General features: G+C 66.1%; 23 protein-coding genes, 1 tRNA gene and 1 pseudogene. 16 read left to right on the top strand and 9 right to left on the bottom strand.

Going from position 1 to position 19,407, the window contains the following annotated elements:
* Window positions 1-35 precede the first annotated feature (35 nt).
* Complete coding sequence (locus MUN73_RS04405; RefSeq protein WP_250139230.1) at window positions 36-230, bottom strand: hypothetical protein; 195 nt, start codon at window positions 228-230, stop codon at window positions 36-38.
* A gap of 116 nt (window positions 231-346) precedes the next feature.
* On the opposite strand from MUN73_RS04405, the gene MUN73_RS04400 reads away from it, so the two are divergent.
* The 9 genes from MUN73_RS04400 (at window position 347) to MUN73_RS04360 (ending at window position 8,306) form a co-directional block, all read left to right on the top strand.
* Window positions 347-565, top strand: a complete 219-nt coding sequence (locus tag MUN73_RS04400; RefSeq protein WP_250139229.1) for a hypothetical protein — start codon at window positions 347-349, stop codon at window positions 563-565.
* A gap of 120 nt (window positions 566-685) precedes the next feature.
* Window positions 686-880: a cold-shock protein gene (locus tag MUN73_RS04395; protein WP_005554588.1), complete on the top strand. Its 195-nt coding sequence runs from the start codon at window positions 686-688 to the stop codon at window positions 878-880.
* Between the two features lie 110 nt (window positions 881-990).
* On the top strand, window positions 991-1,356 hold the full coding sequence (locus tag MUN73_RS04390; protein ID WP_250139228.1) for a cupin domain-containing protein: 366 nt from the start codon (window positions 991-993) through the stop codon (window positions 1,354-1,356).
* Between the two features lie 157 nt (window positions 1,357-1,513).
* Window positions 1,514-2,623 (top strand): FecCD family ABC transporter permease, encoded by a 1,110-nt coding sequence (locus MUN73_RS04385; protein ID WP_250139227.1) that lies wholly within the window; start codon window positions 1,514-1,516, stop codon window positions 2,621-2,623.
* Complete coding sequence (locus MUN73_RS04380; protein WP_250139226.1) at window positions 2,623-3,474, top strand: ABC transporter ATP-binding protein; 852 nt, start codon at window positions 2,623-2,625, stop codon at window positions 3,472-3,474. The genes MUN73_RS04385 and MUN73_RS04380 overlap by 1 nt, the downstream gene beginning before the upstream one ends.
* Before the next feature lie 54 nt (window positions 3,475-3,528).
* Window positions 3,529-4,662 (top strand): ABC transporter substrate-binding protein, encoded by a 1,134-nt coding sequence (locus MUN73_RS04375; protein WP_250139225.1) that lies wholly within the window; start codon window positions 3,529-3,531, stop codon window positions 4,660-4,662.
* A gap of 3 nt (window positions 4,663-4,665) precedes the next feature.
* Window positions 4,666-5,175: a DUF7552 domain-containing protein gene (locus tag MUN73_RS04370; RefSeq protein WP_250139224.1), complete on the top strand. Its 510-nt coding sequence runs from the start codon at window positions 4,666-4,668 to the stop codon at window positions 5,173-5,175.
* A gap of 177 nt (window positions 5,176-5,352) precedes the next feature.
* Window positions 5,353-7,485: a DEAD/DEAH box helicase gene (locus tag MUN73_RS04365; protein ID WP_250139223.1), complete on the top strand. Its 2,133-nt coding sequence runs from the start codon at window positions 5,353-5,355 to the stop codon at window positions 7,483-7,485.
* A gap of 137 nt (window positions 7,486-7,622) precedes the next feature.
* Entirely contained in the window at window positions 7,623-8,306 is a 684-nt protein-coding gene (locus MUN73_RS04360) for a DUF7504 family protein (protein ID WP_250139222.1), read from the top strand.
* A 2-nt stretch (window positions 8,307-8,308) separates the two neighbouring features.
* On the opposite strand, the gene MUN73_RS04355 is transcribed toward MUN73_RS04360, so the two are convergent.
* Both MUN73_RS04355 and MUN73_RS04350 read right to left on the bottom strand, forming a co-directional pair.
* Window positions 8,309-9,436 carry an alpha/beta fold hydrolase gene (locus MUN73_RS04355; protein WP_250139221.1) on the bottom strand — a complete coding sequence of 376 codons (1,128 nt, stop codon included), beginning with the start codon at window positions 9,434-9,436 and terminating at the stop codon, window positions 8,309-8,311.
* A 17-nt stretch (window positions 9,437-9,453) separates the two neighbouring features.
* Entirely contained in the window at window positions 9,454-9,711 is a 258-nt protein-coding gene (locus MUN73_RS04350) for a pro-sigmaK processing inhibitor BofA family protein (RefSeq protein WP_250139220.1), read from the bottom strand.
* A gap of 93 nt (window positions 9,712-9,804) precedes the next feature.
* On the opposite strand from MUN73_RS04350, the gene MUN73_RS04345 reads away from it, so the two are divergent.
* The 6 genes and pseudogenes from MUN73_RS04345 to MUN73_RS04325 all read left to right on the top strand — a co-directional run bounded on the left by MUN73_RS04345 (window position 9,805) and on the right by MUN73_RS04325 (window position 12,607).
* Window positions 9,805-9,877: transfer RNA gene (locus tag MUN73_RS04345), tRNA-Pro, on the top strand.
* Between the two features lie 88 nt (window positions 9,878-9,965).
* A pseudogene (locus MUN73_RS22755) lies at window positions 9,966-10,082 on the top strand (DUF7563 family protein); the annotation flags it as partial.
* Between the two features lie 113 nt (window positions 10,083-10,195).
* Window positions 10,196-10,498: a hypothetical protein gene (locus MUN73_RS04340; RefSeq protein ID WP_250139623.1), complete on the top strand. Its 303-nt coding sequence runs from the start codon at window positions 10,196-10,198 to the stop codon at window positions 10,496-10,498.
* A gap of 467 nt (window positions 10,499-10,965) precedes the next feature.
* The gene (locus tag MUN73_RS04335) at window positions 10,966-11,415 is read left to right on the top strand and encodes a type IV pilin domain-containing protein (protein WP_250139219.1); all 450 of its coding nucleotides are present in this window, start codon (window positions 10,966-10,968) and stop codon (window positions 11,413-11,415) included.
* 30 nt (window positions 11,416-11,445) lie between these two features.
* A complete protein-coding gene (locus MUN73_RS04330; protein WP_321575753.1) occupies window positions 11,446-11,922 on the top strand; it encodes a type IV pilin N-terminal domain-containing protein in 477 nt (158 codons plus the stop codon).
* Window positions 11,923-12,022: 100 nt separating this feature from the next.
* Window positions 12,023-12,607 (top strand): site-specific integrase, encoded by a 585-nt coding sequence (locus MUN73_RS04325; protein WP_250139217.1) that lies wholly within the window; start codon window positions 12,023-12,025, stop codon window positions 12,605-12,607.
* On the opposite strand, the gene MUN73_RS04320 is transcribed toward MUN73_RS04325, so the two are convergent.
* The 3 genes from MUN73_RS04320 to ddfA form a co-directional block, all read right to left on the bottom strand.
* Window positions 12,601-13,416 carry a hypothetical protein gene (locus tag MUN73_RS04320; protein ID WP_250139216.1) on the bottom strand — a complete coding sequence of 272 codons (816 nt, stop codon included), beginning with the start codon at window positions 13,414-13,416 and terminating at the stop codon, window positions 12,601-12,603. The genes MUN73_RS04325 and MUN73_RS04320 overlap by 7 nt on opposite strands.
* A 101-nt stretch (window positions 13,417-13,517) precedes the next feature.
* The gene (locus MUN73_RS04315) at window positions 13,518-13,862 is read right to left on the bottom strand and encodes a DUF7979 domain-containing protein (RefSeq protein ID WP_250139215.1); all 345 of its coding nucleotides are present in this window, start codon (window positions 13,860-13,862) and stop codon (window positions 13,518-13,520) included.
* Between the two features lie 521 nt (window positions 13,863-14,383).
* The gene (ddfA, locus tag MUN73_RS04310) at window positions 14,384-14,650 is read right to left on the bottom strand and encodes a DdfA family disk-determining factor (protein WP_250139214.1); all 267 of its coding nucleotides are present in this window, start codon (window positions 14,648-14,650) and stop codon (window positions 14,384-14,386) included.
* A 174-nt stretch (window positions 14,651-14,824) separates the two neighbouring features.
* Between ddfA and MUN73_RS04305 the strand changes: the two genes are divergently transcribed.
* Window positions 14,825-15,775, top strand: coding sequence for an AAA family ATPase (locus MUN73_RS04305; RefSeq protein WP_250139213.1), 951 nt, complete (start codon window positions 14,825-14,827; stop codon window positions 15,773-15,775).
* An 87-nt stretch (window positions 15,776-15,862) separates the two neighbouring features.
* Here MUN73_RS04305 and MUN73_RS04300 read toward each other — a convergent pair whose 3' ends face one another.
* Genes MUN73_RS04300 through MUN73_RS22675 form a run of 3 tightly spaced genes read right to left on the bottom strand, consistent with a single transcriptional unit; the run spans window position 15,863 to window position 19,295 of the window.
* Window positions 15,863-16,363 (bottom strand): DUF7519 family protein, encoded by a 501-nt coding sequence (locus tag MUN73_RS04300; protein WP_250139212.1) that lies wholly within the window; start codon window positions 16,361-16,363, stop codon window positions 15,863-15,865.
* Window positions 16,360-18,393 carry a DUF58 domain-containing protein gene (locus MUN73_RS04295; protein ID WP_250139211.1) on the bottom strand — a complete coding sequence of 678 codons (2,034 nt, stop codon included), beginning with the start codon at window positions 18,391-18,393 and terminating at the stop codon, window positions 16,360-16,362. The genes MUN73_RS04300 and MUN73_RS04295 overlap by 4 nt, the downstream gene beginning before the upstream one ends.
* A complete protein-coding gene (locus MUN73_RS22675) occupies window positions 18,390-19,295 on the bottom strand; it encodes a DUF4129 domain-containing protein (protein ID WP_250139210.1) in 906 nt (301 codons plus the stop codon). The genes MUN73_RS04295 and MUN73_RS22675 overlap by 4 nt, the downstream gene beginning before the upstream one ends.
* Between the last annotated feature and the right edge of the window lie 112 nt (window positions 19,296-19,407).

The raw sequence follows: 19,407 nt of genomic DNA, 5'->3' as shown, positions 1-19,407 counted from the left end.
TCACCCGGCGTCGGAACGATCACCCGGCGTCGGCTTCAGGGCTGGGTCCCGTCACCGAAACACTGGCTGCACCTGCTGGCGGCGGACTCGCGCGTCGCTCGCTCGATCGAGATCAGCCGCAGGGAATCGTGAGACACGTGTGCCGCCGAGCCACAGCGCGTCCGAAAGTCCGACTCGCCGGCTTCGTGTTTGTGAACCTCGTTCGTGGCTTCGTTCAGAACGCCATCCATGACATTCGGTACCGGGGCGCAGTGATATAATACCCCGGGCCGACGATCGGGACGACCCACTCGATCGTCGGCGCGCGGTCGGTACCGTTTTGACGCCGCCGCCGATAGAATGCGGTATGAGGGAGTTTCTCGAGTCGGATACGGGGTTTTACTACGCGATCGGCGTCTTCACGATCGCGGTGTTTTGCGTCGGACTCGCGGCCCTGGCGATCGTCAATCCCGACGGGGTCGGGTCGCGCGAACTCGCCGGTCTCGTCGGCGGCTTCGTCCTCTTCATGCTGGTCTATTTCGTCTCGGTGACGGTCCATCGGCTGGAGGGTGGCGACGGAGTCTGACTCCACACGCGAACGATCGATTTTCGATGAAAACGGCGTAACGAGGCGTCAGATTCCCGAATAGGGAGTCTGAGCCGAGTCGGTGGGTTTATCAGTGTCCGGCTGTTCCCTTTAGAAGCAATGGCGAAAGGAACCGTTGATTTCTTCAACGACACTGGCGGCTACGGATTCATCGAAACTGAGGACGCGGACGACGACGTGTTCTTCCACATGGAAGACATCGGCGGCCCGGACCTGGAAGAAGGACAGGAGCTCGAGTTCGACATCGAGCAGGCCCCCAAGGGCCCGCGCGCGACGAACGTCGAGCGCCTGTAAGGCGGAATTCGTAACGGTATCGGCACTTGACTGCAGTATTTTACGCTCCCGAGCGACGGCGCCGGCGGGAGCCGTACAACGTTTAGTAGCCGCGTCACCCACGGACAGGTATGTCCGAACCACTGATCCGATCGAGCGACGAGATCGAGTACGAGACGGTCGACGCTGCCGACGGACTCGAGAAGGGCGTCCTGATCGCCGACGAACACGGCGCGCCGAACTTCGCGATCCGGCGGTTCGTCCTCGAGGCCGGCGCCGAAGTCCCGAAGCACACGAACGCCGTCGAACACGAGCAGTACGTGCTCGAGGGCGAGTACACCGTCGGAATCGGAGACGAAGAGCGGACGGTCGAAGCGGGCGATTCCCTGCTCATTCCGGCGGACACGGTCCACTGGTACCGCAACGAGGGCGACGAGAGAGGCGCGTTCCTCTGTGCCGTGCCGAACGGGGACGACGCGATCGAACTGCTCGAGTGACGACCGTCCGAACGGCGTGTCGCATACACCGGTGGTGTCCCGACCCCTCGCGACGCGCGTGACCGGCACCGTCGCGGCCGATCGATCCTCGCTATTCGTTGTCGCAGTGCCCTGGGACCGCAACTACTTTATGCGTTTTAGGGATACCTAAACGAAGATGGTCGAAGCGAAGTCGGTCGGCGAGCACGCGTCCGTCCGGGGGCGGAACGGATGGGTGACCGCGAGGCTCGTCCTCTTCTGTCTGGCGAGCACGATCGTCACCGTTCTCGCCGGTCTCGTGCAGGTGAGTTTCGGGGAGTACTCGATGACGATCGCCGAGACCTGGGCGGCGGTGTTCGATCCCGCAGTGGTGTTCAATCTCGACGCCTGGTCGGCGTTCCTCTTCGGGACTGAATCGCCCCAGATGGACCCGGGGAGCGTCGTCGTCTGGCACCTCCGGCTGCCGCGGGTGTTCGTGGGGGTCATCACCGGCACGACGCTGGCGGTCTCCGGCGCAATCTTCCAGGCCGTGACGCGCAACGAACTGGCGAGCCCCTTCGTGCTCGGCGTTAGCTCGGGGGCCGGCTTCGCCGTTCTCGCGACGCTCATCGTCTTCAGCGGCCTCTCGCCGTTTCTGCCGCTGATCGCGGCCCTCGGCGGCACGATCGCGTTCGTGATCGTGTACACGATCGCCTGGAAGGGCGGGACGAGTCCCGTCCGACTCGTGCTCGCGGGCGTCATCGTCAACATGGTCTTCCAGTCGCTCCAGCAGGGACTGTTCTTCTTCGCGGACGACCTGGGCGTCGTGCAGACGGCGATCGCCTGGCTCACCGGATCGCTCACGGGGACTGGCTGGGGGGAGGTCCGGATCGCGATCCTGCCGGCGATCGTGTCGGTCGCCATCGCGCTCGCCGGCGCGCGCCAGTTGAACGTCCTCATGCTCGGCGAGAGCACCGCCCGATCGCTCGGGATGCGCGTTGAACGGATCCGGTTTTTCCTCTCCGGCGTCGCAATTCTGGCGGCCAGCGCGGCGATCGCCGTCGCGGGCGTCGTCAGCTTCTTCGGACTCGTCGTCCCGCACATCGTCCGGAACACGGTGGGCGGTGACTACCGGCGGCTGCTGGTCGGCTGCGTCTTCGCCGGCCCGGCGCTGATGGTCACGGCCGACGTCGGCGCGCGGCTCGCGCTGTCCGGCACCCAGATGCCGGTCGGCGTCGTCACCGGCCTGATCGGCGGTCCGTACTTCCTCTACCTGATGCGCAAACAGCAGTCGATGGGTGAACTCTGATGTCCGGCAACCAGCGACGAACGACGCGAGAACGGATCACCGACGGCGACGGCGTCGCGGTCGAGAGCGCGCTCGTCGGCGACGGGCTCGAACTCAGCTACCCGACGAGCGACGAGACGATCGTCGACTGCGCGCGCCTCGACGTCCCCGAGGAAGCGGTGACCGCGCTCGTGGGCCCGAACGGGAGCGGGAAGAGCACGCTCCTGAAGGCGCTCTCGAACCACCTCGATCCGGACGCGGGGACCGTCCGGATCCACGGCGACGACCTCCGGAACTTCGATCGGAAGGAACTGGCGCGCGAACTCGGCGTCCTCTCCCAGGAGAACGACTCGCTCGGCTCGATCACCGTCGAGGACCTCGTCTATCACGGCCGCTATCCCCACCGGAGCTTTTTCGACGGCGTCGACGACGAGGACCACCGGGCGGTCGAACGCGCGATCGAACTGGCGGGAATCGACGGGATCCGGGACGCCGAACTCGGCCAGCTCAGTGGCGGACAGAAGCAGCTGGCCTGGATCGCGATGGTTCTGGCCCAGGACACGGACGTCCTGTTGCTCGACGAGCCGACGACGTTTCTCGACGTACATCACCAGTTCCGCGTCCTCGAGACGATCCGCCAGCTGAACGAGCAGAAAGGCGTCACCGTGGCCGTCGTCCTCCACGACATCGCGCAGGCCGCCCGGTTCGCCGACTACCTGGTTGCGATGTGCGACGGCGAACTGTACGACTGGGGGCCGCCCGAGGACGTCGTCACCGAACAGCTACTGGCCGACGTGTTCGGCGTCGAGGCCACCGTCCAGTACGAACCCGAACTACAGGTCCTCCCCAGGCGAGCGTTGCCCGATCGGTGATCTGACCGACGGAATTCGGAAGGATTTTAAACTTTTAGGTCAGCCTAAAACCTGATGACCGACGAACGGACCTGGACGAGACGGACCGTCCTTCGGACGGGGAGCGCGATCGCCGGCGTCACTGCGCTGGCCGGCTGTATCAGCGACGACGGTACCGACGACACCGACGGCGACGACGGGTCGTCGGACGCCGGACCGTACACCGTGACGATGGAGCCGGTGGGAGAGGTCGAGTTCCCCGCCGTCCCGGAGACGTGGGTCGCCAACAACGGCAGCTGGGCCGATATGGGGATCGCGCTGGGACAGGAGCCACCCGAGGGCGTGTACCTGACCTCGCGCTATCACACCCAGTACTACGACGACATCCCGGGCGTGAGCGTCGACAAGAGTGGGATGACGTCGCTCTGGGAGGGCGAACTGAGCCCCGAGGAGTTCATGGAACTGAGCGCGGACGCGGACGTGTTCGTCATCGACCCGAACTTCGTCATCGGCCGGACCGATAGCTGGAGTCAGGAGGACATCGACCGGATCGAAGCGACGGGGACGCCGTTCTTCGGCAACAGCATCTTCTCGACCGGCTACGACTGGCACGACTACGACTACCTCTCGCTGTACGAGGCCTTCGAGAAGCTGGCGGCGGTCTTCCAGGAACAGGCGCGGTACGAGGCCTTCGAAAGCCTCCACGAGGAGTTCCAGTCGAACGTCGCCGACGTCGTGCCGCCGGAGGGCGACCGACCGAGCGTGGCCATCATGTGGGCCACCGAGGGCGACATGGGATCGTTCTCCCCGTACCTGATCGGCGAGGGGACGAGTTTCAAGCAGTGGCGAGACCTCGGCGTCCGCGACGCGTTCGCCGAAACCGACGTGCGGGACTTTCACACCACGCGCGGCGCGGTCGACTACGAGACCCTCTTCGACATCGATCCAGACGTCGTCCTGTTCCGCGGACTGGAAGCGAAGACCGCGACGGAGTTCCAGGACGACATCGTCTCGCAGATGGAAGCCGACGACGTCGCCAGCGAGTTGACCGCCGTCCAGAACGGCGACGTCTACCGCGGCGGTCCGCTCTACCAGGGACCGATCACGAACCTCGTCGTCACCCAGCGCGCGGCCGAACAGGTCTACGACGTCGACGAGCAACTGTTCGACCCGCAGGCCGTCGCCGAGATCGTCACCGGCGACTTCTGATCGATGGAGCGAACCGAAACGGGGACCGCCGACGAAGCCGACGTCGGTGAAACGCTACAGCGGACGCACGAACTGATCGAGGAGCTATCGGTGCCGGACGGCGACTTCGAGGTCACCTGCAAGGACACCGGCGTCGTTCCGGAACCGGTCACGGACACGAGCTTCGCATCGTACGAGGCGGCGGACCGGGCGTGCGAGGCCGCACGGCAGTACCGGGAGACGCTCAGGGAACTCGATCGATCGCTCACACGGTACGACCTCGTCCCGTCCGAACGGTTCACGGACTCGCTCGAGTGCTCGACCGTGCGCGAGTCGACCGATCAGCGGCGGGCGAACGGGCTCCCGCGAACGCGTCAGACCGTGACCGCGGCGGGCGACCGGAGCGACGAATGGCTTCGAATCGAGAACTGCCCGATCGTTCACCTGACGGGGCCGGAAACGCTGCTCGACGATGAGTTCGTCTCGCGCCAGCTCCGGTCGAACGTCCGACCTCGAGATCGCCTCCGGGAGTGACGACGAGACCGGCGACGCCGCGGTGGCGAAATCGCCGACCGGCTGCGGACGATCGGTGCCGTCGATCGGTCCACGATCGCGACGGGCGAACGGGCGATCAGCGGTTCGCCGATGATCGTCGGCCGATCGTCGCGGGAGTCCGAATCGCTGAAATACCGTCCCGCCATACTCGTCGCCGTGTCGAAGCAGGTCCAGGAGGTCGAGACGATTTTCTGTCACGAGACGGGTGACGACTACCTCGTCGTCGTCGAACGTGACGGACAGCGGCTGTTCCGTGCGAAACTCGGGCTTTCGGAGACCTCGGCCGGACCGCGGCCAGCGAAGTTCCGGCTGAAACAGGGCTCGAGCGAGGAGCCCCGCCAGCCCGACGAGTTCGTGGAACTCGCCCGCCGGGCGAAGCGGATCCGCATCTCCGAACAGACCTCGCCCGCCGGGCGACGGGAACTGCGGGAGATGCTCGCCGGCTACCAGCTCGAGGACAAGGCCAAGGCGGTCCGGACCTGCCGCTACTGCGCCTCCGCGGGCCGGTACTCGCCGATCACCACCGAGACCGCCGTCAAGGACGACGAGGACTGGATCTGCCGGGACTGCGCGCGCCAGGAACTCGAGCGACAGCTGACCTACTCCGGCAGCGGACAGGTCACCGGCGCGGCCAAGGAGCGCCTCGAAGAACTCATGCTCGAGGTCCAGGACCTCGATCGGATCGTCAACCTCCTGAAAGGACAGCTCGATCCCGACCTCACGAAGTTCGATACCATCTCGGCGACGACCGACGAGGTCGACCCCGTCCGGGTGGACTCGCTGAACCTGCACCCGGGACTCCAGAATTTGCTGGAGGACCGGTTCGAGACCCTGCTTCCGGTCCAGAGTCTCGCCGTCGAGAACGGCCTCTTCGAGGGCGACGACCAGATGGTGGTGTCGGCGACGGCGACCGGGAAGACGCTGGTCGGCGAGATGGCCGGGATCGATCGCGTGCTGAACGGCAAGGGGAAGATGCTCTTTCTCGTGCCGCTGGTCGCGCTCGCGAACCAGAAGTACGAGGATTTCCAGGACGAGTACGGCCACCTCGTCGACGTCTCCATCCGCGTGGGTGCGAGCCGAATCTCGGACAACGGCAACCAGTTCGATCCCAGCGCCGACGTGATCGTCGGCACCTACGAGGGGATCGACCACGCCCTGCGGACGGGCAAGGATATGGGCGACATCGGAACCGTCGTCATCGACGAGGTCCACACGCTCAAAGAGGAGGAGCGGGGCCACCGCCTCGACGGGCTCATCTCGCGGCTCAAGTACACCTGCGAGCAGCGCGCGGCACGAGCGAAGGGAGAGCCGCGGAACGAGCGATCGGGGAGCGAAGCGACCCGTGAGCAACGGGCCAGCCGCCGGGACGACTACGGCGGGGCCCAGTGGGTCTACCTCTCGGCGACCGTCGGCAACCCCGAACAGCTGGCCGGGGCCCTCGAGTCGAAACTCATCGAGTTCGAGGAGCGCCCGGTTCCGATCGAGCGCCATGTCACGTTCGCCGACGGGCAGGAGAAGATGCGGATCGAGAACAAACTCGTCAAGCGCGAGTTCGACACCGAGTCCTCGAAGGGGTATCGCGGCCAGACGATCATCTTCACGAACTCCCGCAGGCGCTGTCACGAGATTTCCCGGAAACTCGAGTACTCCTCCGCACCGTACCACGCCGGGCTGGACTACGGGCGCCGGAAGACGGTCGAACGCCAGTTCGGGAACCAGGACCTGGCGGCCGTCGTGACCACCGCCGCGCTCGCGGCCGGGGTCGACTTCCCGGCGTCGCAGGTCGTCTTCGACTCGCTGGCGATGGGGATCGAGTGGCTCTCCGTCCAGGAGTTCGAGCAGATGCTCGGCCGCGCGGGCCGACCCGACTACCACGACGAGGGCAAAGTGTACGTCCTCGTCGAACCCGACTGCGCCTACCACAACTCGATGGAGATGACCGAGGACGAGGTCGCGTTCAAACTCCTCAAGGGGGACATGGAGTCGGTGATGACCCACTACGACGAGGACGCCGCGGTCGAGGAGACCCTCGCGAACGTCACCGTCGCCGGCAAGGCGGCCAAGGCGCTCAACGATCGGATGCTCGGCGACGTCCCGACGAAACACGCGATCGGAAAACTGCTCCAGTACGACTTCATCGACGGCTTCGAGCCGACGCCGCTCGGGCGCGTCGTCACCGAACACTTCCTCGATCCGGGCGAGGCGTTCACCCTGCTGGACGGCATCCGGAAGGACGCCCACCCCTACGACCTGATCGCGGACCTGGAGCTGCGCGACGAAGAGCTGTAGCCGGCTGGCCCGTGATCGCGGGTGCCGTCGCGAGTCCGGCCCGGAACCGCGTTCCGTGACCCGATCGTGGCCGGAAGGATAAAGGCCGAGACCCGACATTCTCGGGACAACGCGGGCGCGAATCCCCTCAGACCAGCATGGAGCCGAGTACCCCCGGAACGATCGATCCCCCAGCGAACGTCTTGCTCGTCCACCCCAGCCACCAGGAGCCGGACGCCTGTGCGGAGTTGTGTCACGACGACGGCTCCGCCCGGCTCAAGGTCTCGTTCGCCGACGACGATCCCAAACAGCCCTACCCGAACGAGGACGAGCAGATCGGCTTTCTGGTGGTCGGCGACGTATTCATGGAGGGGGCGGACGGCCCCGACTTCTCCCGGCCGATCGTGACCGACTCGGTGGCCGATCCGACCGATCTCTCGGAGATCGGCGTCGCCGTCAGTCGCTTCTGCAAGCACTGGGACGACGACGGCGAAGACATCGCGGTCTGTTTCGACTCGCTCGACGCCCTCCTGCGTCACACCTCGCCGAAGAAGGTGTTCCAGTTCGCCCACGTCCTCACGAAGCGGCTCTCGAGCGTCGACGCCTACGCGCACTTTCACTTCGACCCGACCCACCACGAGGACCGGATCGTCTCGACGTTCGGGACGATTTTCGACGCCGTCGTCGCCGACGAGACGGCCGAGGAATCACTGCCCGAGGCGACCGACGAAGAGGTGGCCGACATCCTCTCCGCGTGGGACGACGAACCCGCGATCGAGACCGATCCCGGCTCGATCACCGAGGCGACCGACGAGGACATCGCGGACCTGCTCGGCGAATGAGGTTACTCGCCGTCGAGGAACGCCCGAACGATCGTCCCGGTCTCGTCACCGGGTTCCAGGAACGGGACGTGGCCGTGGCCGTCGAGGACGTGAACCGACGCGTCGGCCATCCGTTCGGCGATCGGTCGGCCGATCTCGGGAGCGAACAACGCGTCCGCACTCCCCCAGACGAAACACGTCGGCCGATCGATGGTGACGATCTCGTCGCTGATGTCGAAGATCGGGTGCATGCGGGTGAACGACCCGGCCGTCGTGGAGTACGAGCGCTGGCTCGTCGCGTTCCCCGGAATCTCGTCGTTGGCCGCCCAGAGTTCGTAGTCGGTCTCCGTGATCGCCGACGGATCCCCGACGATGCCGTTCGCGATCCGCTCTCTCGTGGTCTCGACCGGATCGCCGCGCCCCGCCAGCCAGAAGAGGAGGCGGTTGACCCCCCGGACCGTCAGCAGTCGGAAGCTCAGGGGGAACTCGCGGGTCACGCCGCCGGGTCCCCCGACGAGACAGAGCCGATCGACGCGGTCGTGATCGAGCGCGAGCAGGAACGCCTGCAGTCCGCCGAGCGAATTGCCGACGACGTGCGGTCGCTCCACGTCCAGGTCGTCGAGGAGGTCGACCAGGTACGTCGCGAGGAACGATCGGAGCTCCCGATCGCGATAGCTCGGCGCGGCGGACAGCCCGCGGCCCGGCCTGTCGGGGAGGAGGAGGCGATACTCGTCGGCGAGCGCGGGCACCATCGGCAGCCACGTCGCACCGGACGTGGAACTGCCGTGAAGCAACAGGACCGGTTCGCCGGCGGGATCCCCGGCCTCGAGATAGTGCACGCGACCGGCGTCGTCGGTGTCGACGACCCGCGACTCGATCTCGACGCCGTACTCGTCCGCCAGCGCGATCTGTAACTCGGCGTAGCGTCGTTCCGCCGCCGTGGGCCAGTCGGCCGGCGACAGCGATTCGTTCCGCGGGACCTGTCCGTCGGCGTTCATATCACCGACACTGCACTCGATCGTCTTAACAGTACGTCGTCGCGCGGGGACGCCGCCGGCGATCGCGGTCCCCGGCCGATCGATCGCGTCGTACGGACTACTGTACGTCAGTTCCAGTGCGACCGCGACCGCCTTGCGGTTGCACCGGCACATCGGTACAGCAGACCGTCTCAGGGGACGAACGCGATCCCGAACAGCGACAGGAGGATCACCAGCACCGAGCCGGGGACGCCACCGATCGCGACGATCACGAGCGCGATCGGGGTGACGGCGACCGAGAGGCCGAAGACCACCTGTGCGAGAAACAGCACCAGCAGGCCGACGACCGCGTTGACGATGAAGGGGCGGACGGTCTCGATGATGGTCGAGGCCCCGAGCACGAACGCGAGGACCAGAACCAGCAGAAGGATTTCGATTCCGGTAACCATACTGGACTGTACGGTCTGGGCGGGTAAAGGGTTGCCCACTGTAGCTCCGGCGTAACGAAACCCTTTATGGCGTCCGGGCGAAACGGTGGGTACGGGATCGTGGGTTAGCCTGGTATACTTCGGGCCTTGGGTGCCCGTGACCCCGGTTCAAATCCGGGCGATCCCATACGGTACATACGTAAAGCGGCCGATTTTGCCGTTTTGCGTCCGCCGTTCTCACACCGACCAGCGGTCGCTCTCCGGGGGTGTTCGTGATGTCGGTAGAGTTCCAACCGGGCTCTACCGTCAGGACGTGCCTCCACTGCGGGGCCCACGTCACCGATCGATTCCGCCGGGTCTTCGGCGACGATCGCGATCAGGCCCACCGCTGTGAGGTGAGGCCGATGCGTGACGGGCTGTTCGTGCCGGCGAGTCGGCTGTACGACGTCGAGACTCGGACGTCCATAGCCCATCCAGCCCATCACGCAACCGACGAGCAAGTGTCTTGGGCGCGCCGATCGGCAAGAAGTCGGAACTCGACGACATCACGCTCCCCTGGTACCTGGACGGCGCACCGGAAGACGTCCGCGAGATGTTCGCCCATTCCTACATCGCAAACCGTGGGTACGGCGATCGAGAGAGCGCACAAGTACAGATTATCGAGGACCGCCCACAGTCCTATCGGGAGTCACTGGCGGCGTTGCTCGAAGACGCCGCCGGTGCGCCGGTCACGGTCGGCGATCGATCGGTCACGATCTCCGCCGACGCGGCGTGGGCGCTCGGGATCGAACGAGATCGACTCGCCTGAGTCACAATCGTTGCGCGCGCTGGCCACGATCGCGCGTCGATACTGCGCTCCCATTTCCCAGGTGTCGGTGTAGTAGCCTCCGTCGAACGTGCGCGCGGGTCGACGATCGTCGCCGAGCGAGACCCCATCTCCCGCACGTGTCCGTCCGATTCTGTGGCCATAATCGTTATTGCCCCGGTTTTGGCTGAACGAAATCGCCAGACGGCACTGCTTCAAGTGGCCGCTGTATACGTTCTGCGCCCTGCTGATTATCAGGTCTGAAATCGTTATCAGCCTATGAGAAACTCACGATCCCCTAAGTATATGTATCCCTGGCCGACTGGTCACTATCAGCACCGAAATCGGAGACGGCAGGAAGGTGGGCGCTGGGTTGGTGTGTGTACCCCCAATCCCCAGGCGCACGTCGGGGTACCAGATACCCCGGCATAAGCCTTCTCACCGTCCACGTGGGTGCTGTGAGGAAAACAATGTTAGAAAACATCGGAAAGAAGCTCGTCGGAAACGACGAGGAACGTGCAGTATCGCCAGTCATCGGAGTGATTCTCATGGTCGCCATCACCGTGATTCTCGCGGCCGTGATCGCGGCGTTCGTGCTTGACCTCGGCGACAGTGTAAATCAGGAAGCACAAGCCGGCGCGAGTATGACTTGGGACACCAGCCCCTCTGATGGTGAGTTGTCGATTGAGCTAACCTCCGAAGGGAATGCTGACAATTTCTACGTTCGTGGAGATCTCGAAGATGAATCCCCTGTCTCAGGAGAAGAAGGTGAACTCGATGGTGCTGGGGATACGATGAGTCTGGATTGCGGAGGCAATGGATTATCCGGTAGTGGAACTGTCACCGTTGTCGCCGAAATCTCAGACACTGAAACCCAGACTACTGTTACGAGCGAAGACTACGACTGTTCAAACACATAAACGATGTTCGAAAAAATTGGAAAGAGGCTTGTGGGTGATGAGGACGAGCGAGCGGTTTCACCAGTTATCGGCGTTATACTGATGGTTGCTATAACTGTGATTCTGGCAGCCGTGATCGCCGCATTCGTGCTCGATCTCGGTGACAGTGTCGATCAGGAAGCCCAATCCGGTGCGTCAATGACGTGGGATAATAGCTCACAAGAAATGAGTATCGAGCTGACGTCCGAAGGTAATGCCAATGAATGGCAAATTCGTGGCGATTACTACGTGGGTGATGACGGCAGTGGCACCACTGACGAAGTGTCGGAAGGGAACTATGCGACCTTAGACCAGGCTGGAGATACCTTCTCTCTGGAATGTGTAGACACTACTGCTGGTAGCTTTGACAGCACGGACGATTACGGAGTCGAACAGACCGACGAAACGGGCACGATAACCGTTGTTGCTTCGATGTCCGAAGACGATTCGTGGACCACTGTTGCTAGCGAAGACTGGGACTGTCGATAAAACCCTCTATTCCAGCTCCTATTTTCCCGGTCGGATCGTACTGGTACCCCAGTCATCGGTATCGTCCCGCTCGACATCGGTGCCTCCTGCCACCTGTGAGATGACGCCACGCGACGCGTGGCACCGGTATCTCGATGGGCGGCGCACGGAGATCACCGAAGAAACAGCGTCGACCTACCACTACCGGCTGAAGCTGTTCGTCGAGTGGTGCGAGGAAAACGAGATCGAGACGGTTTCGGAACTCACCGGCTGGGCGCTCAACCAGTACGAGAGTGCTCGCTCCGGCGACGGCGTTGCGGCGACGACGCTCCACAACGAAATGGAGACCCTGGAGTCGTTCGTCGAGTACCTCGAGCGGATCGAGGCCGTCGACGACGGGCTCGCCGACCGGGTGAACATCCCCGACGGCCCTGCCGACGAGAAATCCCGCGAAACCAAACTCGAGACCGACCGCGCGCTTTCGCTCCCGGGCGATCCCATACTACTGCCGCGAGCAAATTCGCGAGCGGCAGCAATCGGACGAGCGCGGATTCGAAGTCGACCGGTGTTCTGCGCGAAGCGCAGGTTCTCGGGCGTGGTTCAAATCCGGGCGACCCCTTTCCGCGCGATCGGGTTCGAGTGCGTCGCCGATCGGTTACGAATCCACCAGCTGAAACGGGACTCGTGGTCACGTCCTCGTCAGTGAACCACGTCGCTGTGCGGGAACAGTTCATTTTCCGTCCGTTTCGCCTCTGGCCCCTCGTCGACGAGGGTCGTCTCACTGATCGGTTCCGAGAACCGATCGGGATCCGGTTCCACGTCGGTCAGCATGTCCGAGAAGACCGACCCGCGCCGGCCACCTGCCGCGACGATGCCCCCGTACTTGCGATCGTCGAACGAGGACTCGTCGGGGTGAGGAAACTCCTCGCGGATGATGGCGGCCGTCTCGCGGATGTACTCTGCGGCCTGCTGCTGGGAGTAGTGGCTCTCCCGGTAGTACGTCTCGGCGTGGTCGTCGTCCAGGTCGTCGGTCGAGTGCTCGGGCGACTCGTAGAGCACCGACTCGGGCGTCGCGTACGCGCTGGCAAACCGGATGTTCACGGTGAAACTGTCTGGATAGCGCAGGATGAGCGGGGAGTACAGCATGTCCGTGACGGTGGTGCGTTGCTGGACCCGCCAGAGCCCCTCGACGTAGTAGGCGGCGAGCGCCCCGATCCGATCGTCGCGCTCGCCGCGGTGGTAGGCGATCGCGGCCGTCTCGTAGTCGTCGCCTGCGATTCGCTGGAGTCGCCGCTCGAACGTCGACGCGATGCGATCGAGTTCGGCTTCGTAGGCCGCCAGCAGCGGGACGTCGGGGTCGGCGAGCAGGTCGGCTTTCCGCTCGCGAGCGTCCGCGACGGCCATCATATTCCGGTGAAACAGTCGCTCGGCGTCCGCGTCCGGGAGCGGGGTCCTGACCGCCTGCCGGTGCAGAACCCTCGTATCACCGTTGAATCGGTCCTGCTGTTCACTCATGTACTGCTCTCAGCGAGGGCGTAGATAAGTATTGCACGCCGACTGTACCTGAGTCTGATGGCCGGGTGACTCCCACGAGAGTCTCGCCGTGGGCGCAGGCGTTATTCATCGTCACAGCCCGCTCCCGTGTACGTCAGCAGGACGTGAGTCTCGGACCGGAAGTGGACGGCGTAGACGGTCGACGTATCCCAGTACCGGAACTCCGGGGGATCCAGGTGCTGGTCCGTGGTCGCGTAGCTCCCGTCGGCGAGGGCCCGATCGAACGCCTGCCGTGCATCGTCGCTCAGGGTCTCGTACCGGTACGTCTCGATCGGGTCGCCGTAGTCGTCCGACGCACCGACCACCTCGTGCATCAGGTGGCACGTCGGCGTCGAGGACTGGTCGGCCGTACAGCCAGCGACGACGCTGGAGAAGGCGACCCCGGCGAGGATCGATCGGCGGTTCATACCACCGTTTCCGGAAGACGAGGGGAAAGGCCTTCCCCAGACTCAAATCCCGATTTCACCGACTCTCTGTCTCGGTGACCGCGTCGCACCGGCCGCTCGCGTCGATCGAGAGCGGAATCCGCGTCGCACCCGCGCCGAGACACCGTCTCGTCCTCGACGAACCAGTCGCGGTGTCGCCGTTCGTCGCCGACTGCCGCTCACAGTTCGGCGACCCACCGCTGGGCACATCCGGTGCATTCGAGTTCGACTTCGACACCCGGTTCGAGGAGAGTACTCGTGTTTTCCGTCCCACAGTGTGGGCAGATCACGTGTTCCATACGCGTCCGTACTCCGCAAGGCGACAAATGGCATCACACTACACACGTTGGCTGTGCAAAAGTGAGAAACAGGAACCGATCGCGGGACCCCGGTCACGGTCGCTCGTCGATCGCCCACCTCCGATCGGCGCGAGCCGTGACCAGCGGGGACGACACCGCGTTCGGCGTCGCTATCGGGTGAGAGTCCTCGCTTCGCGGTGACGGTCACGCCGCTTCTTTCTCCGAGCGGGTAGCGGGTTCGGGTTCGAGAATCGAGACGTCGCCGTCGCCCTCGACGCGGACCGTGTACCCCTGGTACGGGAACTCGACCGTGGGTGATACCTCCTCGGCCGTGGACGATCGAAAGAGCGCGTCGAGCGCCTCCGTATCGACGGCGTAGTGCAGTGGCGGCTGGAGGTCCTCGGGCGAGACGCCCTCGTGTTCGGCGATCCGTTCGACGACTGTCAGACTGAGTGGTTGCCCCCGATCCATACCCGCCGATGCCAGACTCACGTATATAAAATCGGGTGGTCCTCTACTGACGCGCGTCTGCCGAACGTCTGACAACGATAGGAAACGGACCGACTGTTTTCGAGCGATACCGGTTCGATTGCCCCGTGGCTCGAGGACCGGTAGTTCTGTATAGCCAGCCGACAGAAACGGGGCATGGACATCGACGAGGCCGCCGAGGCGTGCGCGGGGGTCGTCGACGCGATCGCGGAAACCGTCGTCAGCGATCGCGAGTTCCTCGAAACCACGCTACTGGGACTGCTCGCACGCGGCCACGTCTTGCTCGAGGACGTGCCGGGGACGGGGAAGACCCTCACCGCCCGCAGCGTGGCGACGGCCCTGGGGCTCTCGTTCTCGCGGATCCAGTTCACGCCGGACCTGCTCCCCGCGGACGTGACCGGGTCGCACGTCTTCAACGAGCAGCGCCGGGAGTTCGAGTTCCGGGAGGGGCCGATCTTCAGCAACGTCGTCCTCGCCGACGAGATCAACCGCGCGCCGCCGAAGACCCAGAGCGCACTGCTGGAGGCGATGGAGGAACGACAGGTGACCGTCGGCGGCGAGACCCGATCGCTGCCCGATCCCTTCTTCGTCATCGCGACGCAGAACCCGATCGAACACGAGGGGACGTTCCCGCTCCCGGAGGCGCAGGTCGATCGATTCGTGGCGAAGACCAGCATCGGCTACCCGAGTTTCGAGGGCGAAGCGTCGCTGCTGAGACGTCGCGCGAACCGCGAGCAACGGAGCCCGTCCGTCGAGCGGGTGCTCACGCCCGATCGGGTCGAGACGCTCCAGCGGGTCCCGGAGACGGTGCGGGTCCACGACGACCTGATCGACTACATGCTCGAACTCACGCGCGGGACGCGATCGGACCACCGCGTCGCGGTCGGCGTCTCGCCCCGTGGCTCCCAGCGGCTGTTCGAGGCGACGCGCGCTCGGGCGGTCGTCGAGGGCCGCGAGTACGCGACGCCCGATACGGTGAAAGCCGTCGCCCGCCCCGTGCTCGCCCACCGCCTCGTCCTGACGGCGGACGCCAGGGTCGACGACGTCGAGAAGGAGACCGTCGTCGAGGACGTCCTGTCGAAGACGCCGGTACCGACCGTCGACTGACCGGTTCATACAGACTCCCGTCCGTCAGTTCCGGTGCAACCGCGACCGTCCTGCGGTTGCATCGGCCACCCGGGACAGCAGACCGTATCAGTCGCGAACGAGCGCCGTGAGAAGCGCCACCGACGCGAGGATCAGCAGGAGCAGGGCCAACAGCGGCTGGCCGCCCCCGGCAGCCTCGTAGAGCAGGGAGCCGATCACGATCGTGACCGCCCCGACGGCCGCACTCCCGGCGAGGTGGACCAGTTCGAGACGGCGGGTCGACGCCGCCCGCCCGAGCTGGCGACCGACCCCGATCGCCGTGGTGGCCGCATCCCACGCGAGCACGCCGGCGGCCACGGCCACGAGCGTCGCGCCGGCGGGCGCTCCCTGGACGCCGGCGACGAGCGCCCCGCCGACCAGCCCCGCACTCCCGAGCGTCACCGCCGATCGGACCCCCCTCGCGACGCCCACTGCGAGGACGGCGGCCCCGAGGAGGCCGATCGCGAGCCCGTACCAGGAGTAGCGTCCGCTGGCGAGCGTCGCCCCGCCGGCCGCGACGACGGCGACGACACTGCTCAGCGGTGCCGGCTCGCGATCGATCGGTCTCACCCGTGCCACCCCCGCGCCAGCAGTTCGTCGAGCGAGTTGTCGGGCCCCCAGTCGAGGACCGGAATTCCCGCCCGCCGGAGATCTGTCGTGGCGACCCGTCGTGAGACGCGCTGGAGTCGCTGTCCGGGGGTTCGACCGGCCGTCGGATCGGGGCTGACGACCGTCGTCGCGTGGCCCGCCGCGTCGAACTGGCGGATACTCCGGACCGTCGACCGATCGCACAGCGGCGAGAAGACGATCACCTGGGCGGTCTCCGGGAGTCGTCGCCGGAGCCGGCGCCGCCAGCGCACCGAGAACTCGTCGTCGCGAGGGACCGGCGAAAGCGCGGGATCGGTCGCGAGGAGAGTCCGACCGCGGCTCCGGTGGTCACGACCTGTCCCGGGCTGGAGCCAGCAGTCCGCCGCGCCCATCGTCGCGATGCCGACGCGGTGGCCGTCGTCCAGCAGGCGGGCGAAGACGCGCCGGGCCGCCGCGACCGATCGATCGACGGCGTGGTCGGCCTCCGGCCCGGGGGAGACGTAGGCGGACGACTGGACATCGACGACGAGCACGACGGTCGCGGCCCGCTCCTGCCGGAATTCGAGCGTCGCGAGGTCGCCCGTCCGGGCTTGGCGGTGCCAGTCGATCCGGTTCAGCGGGTCGCCGGGCTGGTACCGTCGCGTGGTGTGAAACTCCACGCCCGCACCACCGGCATCCGTCTCGACGGCACCGGTGTACCGGCTCACCTGCTCGCGAAGCGGGACCCGCTCCCCGGTCGGGCGAAGCGGCGGGACGCAGGTCAGCGTCGACGCCGCCGTAACGAGCAGTTCCCGTTCGACGGTGCCGGGGAGGTTCCGGGCGACGACGAGCGTCGGCTGGAACGCGTGGCGGCCGCGACGCGCCTCGACCGTGTACGAAAACGTGGCCGACGCCCCTCCCCGGAGTGCGGTTCCGTACCGGGGCGAGCCGTCGGTAACGACGAGCGCCTCCGGGACCCCGTCGACGATCCGCACGTCGGGGAGGAGGCGGGGCGACTCGTTGGTGATCGTCACGGTCACCTCGACGACGTCGCCCGGGTCCGGCCGCTCGTCGGAGACCGATCGCTCGACGGAGAGCCGGACGGGGTCGAACGGGGCCGATCGAGCGTACGCCGCGTAGCCGATGCCGACGATCCCCGCGAGGAGGGGTGCCGGCTGTTCGGCGAGCAAGCCGACGCCCAGGGCGACGAACGCGACGAGACCGACGCCGCGCCAGTGGTTCGTCGAGCGGCGGATTCCGGGCTTGGCCTCCGGCCCGGATTCGGACCGACCGGTCCCAGCTGTCGTGCCAGCCGACGTTTCGCCCCCGTTCGCGGCGACGGACGCAGACCGCGACGCGGTCGACGTGACCGGCGTCCGGTCCGTCCCGTTCGATCCGGCCACCCGTGTACCGGCCCGGCCGACTGCGCGCCCGAGTCGCCGGTGAATCCCGTCGTCGCCGTCGTCCCGGTCCGGCGTCGGCACGTCCGCGACGGCCGCGATCGCGTCCACAGTGTGGCGGATATTCCGATCGTACTGTGACCCGCCAGCGACGCGGTCCCGGAGTCGCCCGGCGATCGTTCGGGACGGGCCGTCCGTATCGCCCAGGAACGCCGCCGCACGGGGGTCGGCCGTCCACGTGCCCTCGTCGACCCGCGTTCGGGCTTCGTCCTCGGTACAGTCCCCGTACCGGGTGAGAACCGTGATCGCTGCCGCACGGAGCCCCCGCCTGGTTCGCGTGCTGGAGTAGACCGCCCTGGCGGTGAGAAACTGTTTGAGCGCCCCGTCCACGTCGTCTCCGGGCGTCGGCGTCGGGACGCGAACTTCCGGATCCGGCGTCGACGCCCGCCTGATCGCGGTCCGCCCACCCGAGCGGCGAACGTACACGGCATAGAGGAGGACCAGACCGCCGGTGATCGGCACAGCCCGATCCCCGACCGGGACCGGGAGGAGACCGGGAACGACCATCTCCGCGACGGCTACGCCGAAGAGGACGAGACCCGCACCCAGAAGCAGGCGGCGTCGATCGCTCATTCGTCGTCACCGTACGCGCGTTCGATTCGCCGGAAGACGCGAACCGCACGCCGTTCCCGATCGGCCGTCGGACTGTACTCCCCGTACCGAACGTCCTCGAACAGCCGCGTGAGTTCGCGGACGTCGTCGGGGTCCATCCCCGCGTCCACGGCGGCGGTCGCGAACTCCCCCGGCGTGGTCGTCTCGGGACGGTCCACGTCGAGCAACGCGGTCATCTCCGTCCAGGCCCGGACGACGTCGTTGTCGACGTCGTCGCCGCGTTCGATCCGGTCCGCCGCCCGCCCCGCTACACGCCCGATCGCCGTCCGATCGGCGTCCGAGTCGGGACCGTCGACCAGGTCCATCGATCCCGATTCCGGGTCCGCGGACGATGACCGGGCGACCGCGAAGAGCATCCCGAGCACCGCGACCGTGAGGACCAACAGCACGACGAACGGGAGCGGCGTCGTATCACTGGACCCGATCGATCCGTCCCCGCCATCGCCCCCGCCCAGCCCGTCGCCGCCCAGCGACTCGTTCGCCGATTCACCCGGCATCACGGACAGCTCCCCCAGGAGGAGAAACGCTACCAGCAGCAGGGCGACGAGTGCGACGACGCCGATGGCCACTGGCACGAGTTCCCGCCAGTTCCGGACGGCGGAGACGAGGACGGCGAGCGCCGCGAGAAGCAGGAGCAACGCGAGGAGTTCCGACAGGAATGGGATCTCGAGCGCGTCGACCGGTCGATCGGCCGGCGGCGGCGTCCCGAATCCGGGTCCCGTCCCCTCGCCGACACCGGTATCGCCACCGCCGCCGACGCCGCTCTCCGGATCGACGGCCGACGGAAGCGTGGCCGCCGCCAGCGCGACCGCGAGAACGCCGACGGCTGCGACCACGAGACCGGTCACGGGACGTCGGTTCACACCTCCCCTATCGTCGGTGAGCCGTTTATCGATTCCGAAAACCACAGCCCAGTAACATGACGGAATACTTCCGAATCGAACCACCAGAGAGAACGATCACCCAAAACACGTT

Source organism: Halosolutus amylolyticus, from assembly GCF_023566055.1.
In the GTDB taxonomy this organism is placed as follows: Archaea; Halobacteriota; Halobacteria; order Halobacteriales; family Natrialbaceae; genus Halosolutus; species Halosolutus amylolyticus.
This window is presented reverse-complemented; position numbering and strand designations above follow the sequence as displayed.

Coding starts and splice junctions, on each gene's coding strand:
- MUN73_RS04350 (WP_250139220.1), bottom strand. CDS start 9,711: ATGGTTACCGGAATCGAAATCCTTCTGCTGGTTCTGGTCCTCGCGTTC.
- MUN73_RS04360 (WP_250139222.1), top strand. CDS start 7,623: ATGGAGCCGAGTACCCCCGGAACGATCGATCCCCCAGCGAACGTCTTG.
- MUN73_RS04335 (WP_250139219.1), top strand. CDS start 10,966: ATGTTAGAAAACATCGGAAAGAAGCTCGTCGGAAACGACGAGGAACGT.
- MUN73_RS04405 (WP_250139230.1), bottom strand. CDS start 230: ATGGATGGCGTTCTGAACGAAGCCACGAACGAGGTTCACAAACACGAA.
- MUN73_RS04400 (WP_250139229.1), top strand. CDS start 347: ATGAGGGAGTTTCTCGAGTCGGATACGGGGTTTTACTACGCGATCGGC.
- MUN73_RS04380 (WP_250139226.1), top strand. CDS start 2,623: ATGTCCGGCAACCAGCGACGAACGACGCGAGAACGGATCACCGACGGC.
- ddfA (WP_250139214.1), bottom strand. CDS start 14,650: ATGGATCGGGGGCAACCACTCAGTCTGACAGTCGTCGAACGGATCGCC.
- MUN73_RS04355 (WP_250139221.1), bottom strand. CDS start 9,436: ATGTGCCGGTGCAACCGCAAGGCGGTCGCGGTCGCACTGGAACTGACG.
- MUN73_RS04320 (WP_250139216.1), bottom strand. CDS start 13,416: ATGAGTGAACAGCAGGACCGATTCAACGGTGATACGAGGGTTCTGCAC.
- MUN73_RS04395 (WP_005554588.1), top strand. CDS start 686: ATGGCGAAAGGAACCGTTGATTTCTTCAACGACACTGGCGGCTACGGA.
- MUN73_RS04325 (WP_250139217.1), top strand. CDS start 12,023: ATGACGCCACGCGACGCGTGGCACCGGTATCTCGATGGGCGGCGCACG.
- MUN73_RS04390 (WP_250139228.1), top strand. CDS start 991: ATGTCCGAACCACTGATCCGATCGAGCGACGAGATCGAGTACGAGACG.
- MUN73_RS04315 (WP_250139215.1), bottom strand. CDS start 13,862: ATGAACCGCCGATCGATCCTCGCCGGGGTCGCCTTCTCCAGCGTCGTC.
- MUN73_RS04370 (WP_250139224.1), top strand. CDS start 4,666: ATGGAGCGAACCGAAACGGGGACCGCCGACGAAGCCGACGTCGGTGAA.
- MUN73_RS04375 (WP_250139225.1), top strand. CDS start 3,529: ATGACCGACGAACGGACCTGGACGAGACGGACCGTCCTTCGGACGGGG.
- MUN73_RS04385 (WP_250139227.1), top strand. CDS start 1,514: ATGGTCGAAGCGAAGTCGGTCGGCGAGCACGCGTCCGTCCGGGGGCGG.
- MUN73_RS04305 (WP_250139213.1), top strand. CDS start 14,825: ATGGACATCGACGAGGCCGCCGAGGCGTGCGCGGGGGTCGTCGACGCG.
- MUN73_RS04295 (WP_250139211.1), bottom strand. CDS start 18,393: ATGAGCGATCGACGCCGCCTGCTTCTGGGTGCGGGTCTCGTCCTCTTC.